The organism is Peribacillus sp. P4_C12 (assembly GCF_056402095.1).
This window is the reverse complement of sequence record NZ_JBFUIB010000030.1, coordinates 1-12785: the sequence shown is the minus strand read 5'-3', so window position 1 is coordinate 12785 and position 12785 is coordinate 1. Positions and strand designations below refer to the sequence as shown.

The window sequence follows — 12785 nt, the reverse complement described above, 5'->3', positions numbered from 1 at the left end:
ACATTTTGAAATTAGCCTTAAGAGGAGTCCGATTGCATGATGTCACAGCTTATTATGACGATATTAAATTGGTTTGCAGGAATGGGGTATATAGGTGTTTTATTAGGATTGATGGTCGAAATCATCCCGAGTGAGCTCGTTCTCGGATACGGAGGTTATTTAGTTGGTCAGGGTAAAATGAACTTTTGGGGGGCTGTCCTTGCAGGTGTAGTAGGAGGGACGATAGCGCAATTATTTCTCTATTGGGCGGGTTATTTCGGAGGACGGCCATTTCTTTTAAAGTATGGGAAATATATTTTAATAAAAGAAAAACATATTGTAATGGCTGAAGAGTGGTTCCATCGTTATGGGGTTGGAGTGGTTTTTACGGCTCGTTTCATCCCGGTCGTCCGCCATGCTATTTCTATCCCTGCAGGAATTGCGAGAATGTCTGTTTGGAAGTTCATCTTTTATACGGTTGCTGCTGTCATACCTTGGACCATTTTATTTCTAACCTTAGGACGGATTCTCGGGGAGAATTGGCAGCAGATTAGTGAGATTACTTCTCCCTATTTAATTCCTGTAGCTGGTTTTTCCTTTGTGCTTATCATTCTTTATATTATTTGGAAAAAAAAGAGTACACCTCCAATCGTAACGGTCAAGAAAATGGGCCGGTTTTCTGAAAAGTGATCACTATAAAAAACAGCCTCGTAAAATTTACTTTTACGAGGCTGTTTTTTATTCGTTATCCTTGAGGAAGTTCTTCTTCAACAGGTAGCTGTTCGACCTTTTTTGTCACTTCAATATAACGAATGGCGTGATCTTCCATTTCAATCACTTTAAAGCAAAATCCGTCTTTTTCCATGATGTCGCCAACATTTACATCATAATTCTCCGTTAAAACCCATCCACCGATTGTATCAACATCATCTTCCTCTAAGTGAATGCCGAGTAAATCGTTCACTTCTTTTACAAGAAGTTTAGAGTCTAAAATATAGTGCCCATCCTTAATTTTTCGGATGGATGCGACTTCATCAATGTCGAATTCATCGCGAATTTCACCAACGATTTCCTCAAGGATATCTTCAACCGTGACAAGACCGGAAGTACCGCCGTATTCATCCATCAAGATCGCCATATGAATGCGTTCTTTTTGCATTTTCAGCAGTAAATCATGAATCGGAATATTTTCCATGACCCGAATAATTGGGCGAGTATAATTTTCAATTGCTTTTGAATGGATTTCTCGATTCTTAATAAGATCTGAAAAAACTTCCTTTAAGTTGACTAAGCCGATAACATGGTCTTTATCACCTTCGACAACAGGGTACCTGGTGTATTTTTCTAGTTTAGCCACATCAACGAATTCTTGTACCGTTTCATCTTTTGAGATGGTTAGAATCTCCGTCCTTGGGACCATGATTTCTTTGGCAACACGGTCATCGAAATCAAAAATGTTACTTACATATTTAAATTCTGATTGGTTAATCTCTCCACTTTTATAGCTATCAGAGAGGATGAAACGCAATTCTTCCTCTGTATGGGCAATTTCACTTTCAGAAGCAGGCTTGAAGCCAAGCAATCCGACAACAAAACGAGAAGAATGATTTAATACCCAGATGAAAGGAAAGGCAATCTTATGGAAAAGAATCAATGGTTTGGCGATAGCCAAAGTCACTTGCTCAGCCTTTTGGATGGCAACGGTCTTTGGAGCCAATTCACCCACAACGACATTCAAAAATGTTATCAGTGAAAAGGAAATGACAAAAGCTAGAATGCTTGTGACTTCGCCTGGGAAATTCAAGGCCCCGAATAAAGGTCCTATCAATTTAAGGATGGTGTCCTGTCCAAGCCACCCTAACCCTAGAGCAGTCACGGTAATTCCAAGCTGTGTGGCTGATAGGTATTCATCAAGATCAGATGTAACCTTTTTGGCCGCAATGGCTTTTCTGTTGCCTTCTTCTATCAATTGATCAATTCTTGAGCTTCGCACCCTGATAATTGAAAATTCTGAAGCCACAAAAAAAGCAGTTACAGCGATTAAGATAATTACTATTAAAAAACTTAAAATGTCCAAATAGTGTGGGACTTAATTGAATCGTTTGTTATGTCGAACGATTTAATTTTCCCAGTCACCTCCCAAAACCAATAATGAATGAAATGTTGTTATCTTATCAAATGTTAGATGAAAAATAAATATCGTTTTGTCTAGTATGAAAATTTATGATGTTTTTTATTTTCAATCTATAGAGTCATTCACCTCGATTAGTAGTGGAACCTAACTATTAGTATAAGTAACTATACTCGAATCAGTCAAAATTTTTACTCAAATGGATCCATGGATATAACGGATATTATACTTTATTTTGTTTTTATTTGTATTGAGAAAGTCGTTAAGAAATCTGTTGAATGGCATGTCAAGGTTCCTTGATGTTTTAAAACAATCTCTTTACAAACGAATAGTCCTAATCCTGTACCCCTTTTTTTAGTTGTAATAAACGGTTCGAAAATATTTGGTAGTACCTCTTCAGGTATCTTAGGGCCGTTGTTTGAAATATTTAAGGATAAAATACCGGATGGTGATTCTGAACCGGAAATGTATATGGATGGTGAAGGCATTCCCGCAACCACATCAAGAGCATTTAAAATGATATTTAGTAAAACCTGACGAAATTCCTCTTTAGAACCAGAAATCACGGCATCATCAGCGATATTACAAGTTATGGAAGCATTTACTTCCAAAATGCTAGGATATAAAAATTCAATCACTTCATTTACTAGCTGGGCGATAGAAAATAGATCCGGTTGTGATTCAGAAGTTTCTTTCTTAGAGATATTAAGAAACTGAGTAATCCGATAATTGAGCTGATCTAATTCTTTTGAAATAATATCTAGGTATTTTATCTCAGGTTGTTCTGCTTGTAATAATTGAATAAATCCCATGATGGAAGTAAGTGGATTTCTGAATTCGTGAACAAAGCTTGAGGTCATTTGGCCTAGGAGTGTCAAACGGTCCTTATGGTTAGGGCTTATAAACTGAGAGCGTGCTTCAAGCTCCTTCGTTTTCAATTCGGTAAAATAGGATAATGCATATTGAATGAGTTTATCGAAGTAAGCGTTAATTTGATGAATTAGTTCAGATACTTCTTCTTTAGTTGCCTCAGAATTTAGAACGTGATCAATGATGATGGATCTACCGATAGCCACAGTGGCACAGAAAATTTCCATATTTAGCTGCTTCTTAACTCGATCAGATGCAATTTTTTCTCCTACGACCTTCAGTACATCTCCTATGTCAGTATCTGATTTTCCAATCTGATCAATTAGCAGGTTAAAAATATTTTCTACTTCTCCTTTAAAATACCCTATATATCCATCCGGTAAATGCAACAGCTCATCATTCCATTTGGAAATAATACTGCCTTTTTGAGAAGATAAAAAGTGAATGGTCATTTCTCGATTAGATACCATTTTGCCCTCCATACTGTAGGAAAATGAATTTTCTTTGAGCTTAAGATTTATGATTTAGAATAAAATTACAAAATATCAAAATAATTACATTGTGCTTTTATGATAACAGATTACCGTTCTTTAAACATGCATCAATTGGATAAATATTCGGCAATTAAGTGGGGAATCCCTTTTTTTGACACAGTTTTATTACTGTGAGTAGTGGATTATAAAGATAAAAAAGGCATCCGTAAAATTAATGACGGTTACCTTTTTTGGGGGAATGTATATGGTTCGATATGAACAATCACATGTTGAATATTATATTCTTTTAAAAGGTTTTCCTCGATTTTTACCGTAATATCGTGGCTTTGGATGACGGTCAAAAGTGGGTTTACATGAACGGTAGCTTCGAGTAGAATTTCACTACCATGCATACGAGCTTTAATTTCACTCATGTTTTTAACACCTTCTGTTAATAAAATGGTTTGTCCGATTTGTTGTAGTAGCTGCTCGTCAAAACCATCGGTTAAAGAGATAGAAGCATCACGGAAAATATCCCAAGCTGTTTTACAGATGATGATTCCAACGACTAAGGCAGCTATTGCATCTAGCCAGAAAATCCCTATCTTAGTACCTAAAATTCCTATAGAAGCACCAATACTGACCAGAGCATCAGACCGATTATCCTGTGCAACTGCATAAATGGAGGCGCTGTTAATTTTTTTGCTTAATGCTAAGTTGTAACGATAAATCCCGTACATAAAAATTGCGGAGAATATAGCAACATAAGCAGTCAGCATATTGGGAACCGTCGTTGAATCTTGATAGAAGAAAGATTCTACAGCACTAAAAATAACCTGCAGGCCAACTGTAATCATAATGAAGGCAGCTACTAACGAGGCTACAGTTTCCGCTCGCAAATGACCATATGAATGATTATCATCAGGTGGTCGCTTAGATATTTTTAAACCAATCAATACGGCTATGGAAGCGATGATGTCGGTTGTGTTATTTAAACCATCTGCCCATAGTCCCTTAGAGTCTCCAAAATAACCAAATGACAATTTAAGAGCAGACAAGAATATGTAAGCGGCAATACTGATGTAGGCGCCTTTTTCAGCTGAAATTGAATGTTTATCCATGTCTAGTCTCTCCCCAGTGTAAATTAGCCTTAATAAAGATATCAAAACAAACCTTAGTGAGTCTATAGAAAAATTGTCGTATTAATCCATCTAACTTGGTTAATAGCAGATGTATTGAACAGATGTAAAGAAGTTGGTTTAAAGAAAGAATATAGCCATTATTAGGGATGGAAAGTTATAATAGTATTTGCATTTTTTTGTCTGCTCATTAATAGAAACTAGTAGTATATTTTAACCGAGGATTAAAAATTAAATACTTCCAGAAGGGGAGCCAAAAAGGCTGAGAGTGAACTGTAGAGTTAGGACGTTATTCAGTTCCACTGCGCCAAATGGACAGCCAGTGCCATTTATACTTATATGCAATTAGTTTTATTTATCGGTACTTGTCGCTATGATGCTTTATTCGGCAGCTTCGAAGGTATTATTGAAAAAAAGCCTGATTCTATATCGAATCCGGCTTTTTTTGACGAATATCCAAACAAAGCCGGCACAAGAAAGAGCCGGCTCCTTTTTACTTTGCAATAAATACCGAACAGGGGGCGTTTTTGGCGATGGAACTACTTGTACTGCCAAGAAAGAATTTTTCCAGCCCGCTTTTTGCGCTATTACCGACAACGATGAGGTCAGCCGCAGTTCTTGCTGCATAGTCACATACGCTATCAGCCGCATGTCCTTCCAATATTTCGAATTTCCCCTCAACTCGACATTCACTTAACAATCTAAGTGTATTACTTTCTGCGTTTTGAACACTATTTTGGACAACGGAATGGGTATCATTTGTCTCTTGATGATCCGTTTGTTCAACCTCGACAACGGGATGTGTTTGGACAGGGTCTACATAAAATCCTGCAGCTGGCACGAATCCCGGGGCGGATGCGTTTCCTATGATATGCTGTTCAACTTTTTCATTTAGGACATGAACAACGGTCAGCTTAGCTTCAGGAAAGGCCTTTTTCAATGTTGCACCATATTCTACTGCCCGTTTACTGTCTTCATTTCCATCAAAAGCGACGACAATATGTTTCAAATCTTTCATTAATATCATCTCTCCCCATTTTTAATGTATTTAAAAGTGTTATACCCACTTTTAAATGGCTTCACGCCTATTGATTGTGTATATTGATCACAAACACATGTAAAGAAGAGTTAGTAAGCATACGCGTACAGGCTACGGTGAATCTCCAGGCCCTTTCAGTTGAGTGGTCTGTTTTTTATCACTTTATAAAAAAAAGGAGTAAGTAAGTGAATTTCAGGAGTAACCCGTTATAAGAAAAAAAGAGAAGAGACCATTTCTCTGCCTTTTAGTCAAACGACGAGTTTTCTTTTATAAAAAGGGTAAAATATTTTTAATGAAGCATGTCTTAGACGGGAAAATGGGGGTTCAAATGAGAGGGTTAGTGAAAATAGGACTGATTATTATATTGGCAATGGTAGTTTTCGGTGCCGGTTTACTATTTTATTTCAAGCAGGGTGCAGATATAAGTCTTCTACAAAATCATCTTCAGCAACCGACAGAGATCTATGATCTCGACGGAAATCTTGCCAGTACTATTACGGGCAATAAATCTGAAGGTGTTGCAATAGAGGAAATACCAGATCATATGAAACAAGCGGTTGTATCCATTGAGGATCACCGTTTTTATGAACATCATGGCATTGATTATCAAGGAATTTTACGTGCCTTAGTTAAAAATGCGAAGGCCGGAAGTATTGTCGAAGGAGGGAGTACGCTTACCCAGCAGCTTGTGAAGATTACGATGCTGGAATCGGAAAGAACTCTGAAACGGAAGGTAGAAGAGTTTTTTCTTGCTCAGGAAGTCGAAGATGAGTATACAAAAGATGAAATTCTAGAAATGTATTTGAATCAAGTCTATTTCGGGCATGGGGCATGGGGAATCAAAAAGGCCGCGAATATTTACTTTTCCAAGGAGGTCTCTGAATTGACCGTTGCCGAGGGGGCATTGCTTGCGGGTGTCATTAACCTTCCATCCAAACTTGATCCATACAAAAATTTAGACGGTGCAATGAAACGACGTGATTTAGTTCTTTCAAGAATGGCCGAACATGGGTATTTGACGGATGATGAAGAGGCTGCGGCGAAAAAAGATGAAGTGACTCTTCTTCAGGGTGAGCAAATGACTGATCCATTAAAAGGAAAGTATCCTTATTTTGTCGACCATGTTCTGTCGGAGGCATCCAGTAGGTATGGAATAGAGCTCGAGGAGTTGCTTACAAAGGGTTACAAAATATACACAACACTAGATCAATCCATGCAGCAGGCTACAGAAACCGTTTATGCCAACGATGCCAATTTCCCAGTTGGGACTAGTACAGATCAATTGGTTCAAAGCGGGGCAATCCTCCTTGATCCGAAAACAGGAGGGATCAAGGCTTTAGTCGGCGGCAGAGGTAAACATCAATTCATGGGATATAACCGGGCAACGCAATTGACGAGATCTCCTGGCTCGGCCATTAAACCGCTTGTTGTTTACACGCCAGCCGTTGAAGAAGGTTACGATATTACCACTCCTTTAAAGGATGAAAAAATGAGTTTTGGCGAATATGAGCCAACAAATCTAAGTGGCATTTATAAAGGGGAAGTACCGATGTACGAAGCGGTGATGAATTCCTTAAACGTACCTACTGTATGGCTATTAAATGAGATCGGTATAGATAAGGGATTGGATGCACTCAAGCGGTTTGGGATTCCATATGAAAAAAATGACAGAAATCTAACACTTGCTTTAGGGGGCATGGAGAAAGGGGTCTCCCCGCTGCAGATGGCTGGAGCCTTTTCCACCTTCGCCAACGACGGAAAACGAATGGAGTCGCATGCCATTGTAAAAATAGAAGGTGTCGATGGAAAAGAGGTGGGGGCTTGGGAAGAAGAAGCCACCAAGGTAACCTCTAAGGGCGTCGTCGACAAAATGAATACAATGCTGCTTGGTACAGTAGAATATGGCACAGCAAAAAATGCAGCTGTTTCCGGTTATGAAGTTGCAGGTAAAACAGGGTCCACACAAGTTCCAATCGAAGGAATATCAGGGGTTAAAGATCAATGGTTTATCGGTTATACACCTTCATTAGTAGGTGCTGTCTGGGCTGGGTATGATACGACTGATGAAAAACATTATCTGACGACACATAGTAGTGAGGGGAGTGCGATTATTTTTCAAAAAATAATGTCGCAGGCTTTACAAAATCAGGCGTCACAATCTTTTAAGACACAAGACATCGGGCCGCTTATAGCGGAACAACAGGCACATATAGCGGAACAACAGGCAAAAGAAGAAGAGGCGCAAAGAAAGCAATATTGGATTGACAAAGGTAATCAGATTCGGGAAGGATTGAATAAATGGAAAGACTGGGAGGTCCCATGGTGAATATCTAAAGGGAGCATGGATTACATGCTCTTTTCTCGTTCAATTCACTCACAAAAAAAGACTGTCAAATGTTTGACAGCCTATCACCGTTCTTTAAAAAATTAGATTAGCTATAAAGCCTATAACGACAATTCACCATTAAAATGGTTCTCATTATATACACCCTCTTCTATACGTAGTTAGAAATTATTAAATGTTAACTGTTTGGTTCGATTGAAAACCGAGTTTATTTGAAGCATTCTTTTTGCATATATTCTGTACTTTTTCGAGCATAGCTTGTACATTCTCGCCTTCAAGTATGACTTTCATAGTTACACATTCCTGAAGAATGAGTACAAAAGAGACAAAAGTAGAGAGTTTCTTGGCATCGACCATTTTATGTTTGCAGATAAAATAAATATTACCTTTAAATTCTTTTGTAACTTGATATAAGTTCATAATTTGACGCATGGAGAATCGTTTATTTGTTTTAATGTCCGTGGAAATTACTTTATTCATGTTGTTTTCTCCTTTAGTGATTTTATACTTTAGCAAGCATAATCAAAATGTCAGTTTAGCTACAATTTTAAAAAAAGAACATCTATCTTTGTCCTTTTATGTAATTGTTAGCGGGTTATGCTGTTTATTTACCCGTGTTAATGATTTTAAAACCTATTAGAAAATTTCAATTTATGAAGGGAGAAGGAACAATGCTTAAACTTATCAAAAATGGAGAGATTTATGGACCGGATTTTATGGGGCAAAAAGATATCCTATTGGTTGGAAAGCAAATTGGTTACATGGAGGATCAGATTGATGTACCTGTTGATTTTGTTGAAATGGAAGTGATTGATGCGGCTGGTAAAATTATTGTTCCAGGTTTTATTGATGCACATGTCCATATCATCGGTGGAGGAGGAGAAGGTGGCTTTAAAACAAGGACTCCTGAAATTCAGTTAACCGATGCAACGTTAGCTGGTATAACGACATTAATTGGAGTCATCGGAACTGATGGAACGACAAGAACGATGCCAGGGTTGCTTGCTAAAGCGAGAGCTCTTGAAGAAGAAGGAATTAGCTGTTATGTTCAGACCGGTTCGTATCAAGTACCAGTCAAGACTCTTACAGGGAAAATTGAAGATGATTTAATTTTAGTGGATAAAATTATCGGGGTAGGCGAAATCGCTATTGCCGATCATCGTTCCTCGCAGCCGACTGCAGCGGAATTGGCGAAACTAGCATCACAGGCCCGTAATGGCGGACTTTTGTCCGGGAAAAGCGGTATCGTCAACATTCATGTAGGTGACAGCCAGAATCATGTACGGGTAATCGAAGAAGTCGTGGAGACAACTGAAATACCGATCACACAGTTTTACCCGACGCATATTAACCGCAATCAGCATTTATTCAATGCGGGGATAGAATTTGCAAAAAAAGGCGGCTATATTGATTTTACGACAAGTACCATCAAGAAGTTCCTAGAAGAAGGAGAAGTAAAGGCAAGTACAGCAATAAAACGAGCACTCGATGAAGGCGTTGATATTCGGCAAATCACCCTCACTTCAGATGGACAAGCGAGCCTGCCTGATTTTGATAGCAGCGGAAATCTGCGCGGTTTGAACATCGGTACGTGTATGTCCTTGTATGATGCAGTAGTCGATGCGATTCTCGAGGACGGAGTCACAATAGCCGATGCAATCCGTGTTGTGACTGAAAATCCGGCAAATATTTTAAAGCTCGGTAATAAAGGGCGGATCGAGGTAGCTAGAGACGCCGACTTAATTATAGTTAAAAAAGAAACATTTGAAATTGATACCGTAATCGCGATGGGCCAAATTATGGTAAAAGATGGCATGGCGGTCGTGAAAGGTACATTTGAAAAATAGGGATCACTCCCGTATCCTCGAAGCAGAAAAGGAAATAAAACTTTCTTTCTGTTCTGTTAGAAATGTTAAGGTAGGGCTCCTTAACCATGGTTCGCTGGCACCAGTTGATCYAAAGTAAACATTTCAAGTTGATCTCGCTGAATAGAATCATGTTTAGAAAGCATYCTTATCACCTCAAGCTTTAATACTTYTATTTTAAAACAAAAAAGACTGTAGGCAAAAGGRGTTMTWTCTAAWTGTTAAAACAAAGTTGATTGGAACGGAAGGTACGAGACCCCGCAGGCGCAATGGCGCCGAGGAGGCTCCCGGACCGSCCGCGGAAAGCGAGTGCCTGGAGTGGAAATYAACGGTCAAATTTTAAAARCAAAAAAAGAATGGAACAAGTTGTACTTGTTCCATTCTTTTTTTTGTGCACCCGGCATGGATGCAATTTATAGGGTACGCGCCCCCAAAACAATCGAAAATAATTCCATCAAGTTGAGAAATTATAGTAGTTTGATTTGGATTTTTCCATTAATTTTACGAATTTTCAAAATGAAGGTGGAGTATACGATAACACATTCTAAATAAAGGTAATATGCAAAAAATTCATTCTATTTAACATATTATTAAAACCCTTGATGTATTATCCTTTTATATAAGCAAATATAGTTTATGAAAAAGCATTTATTTAAAAACATAAAAAGACCAAAGAAAATTTTTGGGCTGTTATTTCATGACTGTTCAAATCCTTGGTAAGTTTGCTAATCAAATCTATCTTAAGGGGAGAAATGAAATGGAAAAGACGGAAAACCCAATTTTGAAAGCGTATTCAAAAGAGAATTTACCGGAAATGTATCAGGTATTAGCTCCAAATGGAGAGATAATTGAATCAATTGATGGAAAAATTGATAAATCACTCATGCTTAAGATGTATGAAAGTATGCTATTGCTTAGAATGTTTGACCGTAAATCAGTTAATCTTCAGCGCCAAGGAAGAATGGGGACTTATGCACCCTTCGAGGGGCAGGAGGCATCCCAAATTGGCAGCGCTTTTGCATTATCGGCAGGGGATTGGATGTTTCCCACTTACCGTGATCATGCAGCGGCAATTATTCATGGACAGGAGATGTATCGTGTTTTTCTATACTGGATGGGACATGTAGAGGGTTCTATCTGTCCGGAAGGAAAACGAACTATGCCTCCTTGTGTTCCTATTGCGACTCAAATGGTTCATGCGGTAGGTACGGCTTGGGCAAGTAAGCTTAAAGGAGAAGAGAATGTAAGCATTGCTTATTTTGGTGATGGTGCTACTTCTGAAGGGGATTTTCATGAGGCACTGAATTTTGCCGGTGTATATAAAACCCCAACAATCTTTTTCTGCCAAAATAATGGCTACGCTATCAGTGTGCCTTTTGAAAAGCAATCTGCATCTAAGACTATATCTCAGCGTGCTGATGCTTATGATATCCATGGTGTTCGTGTAGATGGAAATGATATCTTTGCAGTTTGGCTGACTGTAAAGGAAGCAGTCGAAAGAGCGCTTAAAGGTGAAGGTCCTACTTTGATTGAAGCTATTACCTTTCGATATGGTGCCCATACTACTGCAGACAATCCAAACATATATCGTAATCAGGAGGATATTTCAACATTCTGGAGGGAAAATCGCGATCCGATTACACGTCTTAAAAAGTTGTTGATTAACAAGGGATTCTGGAATGAGGAGCAGGAGGAAATGGTGCTAAAACAAATTAGCGAACAGATTGACACTCACCTCCAAAAAGCAGAAGAGTACCCTAAAGCCGATCCTCTCGATATGTTTAACCATGTTTATGCTGAAGAGTCATGGCACATAAATGAACAGCAGCAAGAATTGAAACAAATCTTAAAGAAGGATGTGAAGAAGTAATGAGCCAACATTTAACTATGATTCAGGCTATTACAGAAGCAATGGACCAAAAGCTTGGTCAGGATGATCGTGTGATGATCTTAGGTCAGGATATTGGAGTAAACGGTGGAGTTTTCCGTTCAACGGAAGGCCTATTTGAGAAGTACGGAAAGGATCGAGTTGTAGATACACCATTAGCTGAGGCTGGAATCATTGGCTCTGCAATTGGTTTAGCTCTTAATGGAATGGTTCCCGTGGTAGAAATTCAATTTCTTGCATTTATTTATCCAGGATTCGAGCAGATTGTTTCCCATGCTGCCCGTATGAGATACCGTACTCGGGGACAATTTGGGGTGCCCCTTGTTATCCGTACACCATATGGTGCTGGAATCAGAGGTCCTGAGCTTCACTCCGAAAGTGTCGAAACCTTCTTTGCCCACACTCCGGGTTTAAAGGTGGTTGCACCTAGTAATCCTTATGACGCAAAAGGACTACTCATTTCTGCCATTGAAGATCCAGATCCGGTAATCTTTTTGGAGCCGACTAAATTGTATCGAGCTTTTAAGGAAGAAGTTCCTAAAGAGATGTATCGAATACCAATTGGTCAAGCAAAAGTGGTTCAGGAGGGAAGCGACTTAACCATTTTTGCATGGGGAGCTATGTTAAGAGAAGCATTGAATGCCGCTAAAAAGATTGAAAATGAAAAAGGTTGGAAGTGTGAAGTAGTCGATCTTCGAACATTATACCCGTTAGATCGGGATACGATCGTAAAATCCATAAAAAAAACAGGTCGCGGATTAGTCGTTCATGAAGCTCATAAGTCATCCGGATTAGGTGCGGAGATTATCTCTATTATTAATGATGAAGCCCTTATTTACCTTAAAGCCCCTATTAAGCGTGTGACAGGATTTGATGTTCCGGTTCCGCAGTTTTCAGTAGAAGATCATTATTTACCTACTGTTGAACGTGTAAAACAAGGAATAATGGAAACGATTTCATTTTAATTAATGAATAAGGGAGAAGGAGGAACAAGCATGGTAGAATTTAAACTTCCTGATGTAGGTGAAGGGATGCATGAAGGAGAAATTATCAAGTT

General features: G+C 38.7%; 11 protein-coding genes. 6 read left to right on the top strand and 5 right to left on the bottom strand.

The features are described 5' to 3' along the window. Positions 1-39 precede the first annotated feature (39 nt). A complete protein-coding gene (uptA, locus tag AC1DUW_RS08005) occupies positions 40-669 on the top strand; it encodes an undecaprenyl phosphate transporter UptA (protein WP_053347977.1) in 630 nt (209 codons plus the stop codon). Positions 670-724: 55 nt separating this feature from the next. Here uptA and AC1DUW_RS08000 read toward each other — a convergent pair whose 3' ends face one another. The 3 genes from AC1DUW_RS08000 to AC1DUW_RS07990 form a co-directional block, all read right to left on the bottom strand. Then, positions 725-2056: a hemolysin family protein gene (locus AC1DUW_RS08000; protein ID WP_053344825.1), complete on the bottom strand. Its 1332-nt coding sequence runs from the start codon at positions 2054-2056 to the stop codon at positions 725-727. Positions 2057-2340: 284 nt separating this feature from the next. Then, a complete protein-coding gene (locus AC1DUW_RS07995) occupies positions 2341-3450 on the bottom strand; it encodes a histidine kinase N-terminal domain-containing protein (protein WP_477642303.1) in 1110 nt (369 codons plus the stop codon). Between the two features lie 245 nt (positions 3451-3695). Beyond that, positions 3696-4574 (bottom strand): cation diffusion facilitator family transporter, encoded by an 879-nt coding sequence (locus AC1DUW_RS07990; RefSeq protein ID WP_056520431.1) that lies wholly within the window; start codon positions 4572-4574, stop codon positions 3696-3698. 357 nt (positions 4575-4931) lie between these two features. Here AC1DUW_RS07990 and AC1DUW_RS07985 point away from each other — a divergent pair, with 357 nt between their 5' ends. Beyond that, a complete protein-coding gene (locus AC1DUW_RS07985; RefSeq protein ID WP_477642302.1) occupies positions 4932-5099 on the top strand; it encodes a hypothetical protein in 168 nt (55 codons plus the stop codon). On the opposite strand, the gene AC1DUW_RS07980 is transcribed toward AC1DUW_RS07985, so the two are convergent. Next, complete coding sequence (locus tag AC1DUW_RS07980; RefSeq protein ID WP_053344829.1) at positions 5086-5610, bottom strand: universal stress protein; 525 nt, start codon at positions 5608-5610, stop codon at positions 5086-5088. The two genes, AC1DUW_RS07985 and AC1DUW_RS07980, sit on opposite strands and share 14 nt — an antisense overlap. Positions 5611-5923: 313 nt before the next feature. Here AC1DUW_RS07980 and AC1DUW_RS07975 point away from each other — a divergent pair, with 313 nt between their 5' ends. Continuing rightward, a complete protein-coding gene (locus AC1DUW_RS07975; RefSeq protein ID WP_053344830.1) occupies positions 5924-7957 on the top strand; it encodes a transglycosylase domain-containing protein in 2034 nt (677 codons plus the stop codon). Positions 7958-8146: 189 nt separating this feature from the next. Here the strand turns inward: AC1DUW_RS07975 and AC1DUW_RS07970 are convergent, their stop codons facing one another. Further along, positions 8147-8455 (bottom strand): hypothetical protein, encoded by a 309-nt coding sequence (locus AC1DUW_RS07970; RefSeq protein WP_053344831.1) that lies wholly within the window; start codon positions 8453-8455, stop codon positions 8147-8149. Between the two features lie 191 nt (positions 8456-8646). On the opposite strand from AC1DUW_RS07970, the gene iadA reads away from it, so the two are divergent. The 3 genes from iadA to AC1DUW_RS07955 all read left to right on the top strand — a co-directional run bounded on the left by iadA (position 8647) and on the right by AC1DUW_RS07955 (position 12693). Then, on the top strand, positions 8647-9822 hold the full coding sequence (iadA, locus tag AC1DUW_RS07965) for a beta-aspartyl-peptidase (protein ID WP_053344832.1): 1176 nt from the start codon (positions 8647-8649) through the stop codon (positions 9820-9822). A gap of 775 nt (positions 9823-10597) precedes the next feature. Further along, positions 10598-11710 carry a pyruvate dehydrogenase (acetyl-transferring) E1 component subunit alpha gene (gene pdhA / locus AC1DUW_RS07960; protein WP_053344834.1) on the top strand — a complete coding sequence of 371 codons (1113 nt, stop codon included), beginning with the start codon at positions 10598-10600 and terminating at the stop codon, positions 11708-11710. Continuing rightward, positions 11710-12693, top strand: coding sequence for an alpha-ketoacid dehydrogenase subunit beta (locus tag AC1DUW_RS07955; RefSeq protein WP_056520441.1), 984 nt, complete (start codon positions 11710-11712; stop codon positions 12691-12693). The genes pdhA and AC1DUW_RS07955 overlap by 1 nt, the downstream gene beginning before the upstream one ends. Positions 12694-12785: the final 92 nt, after the last annotated feature.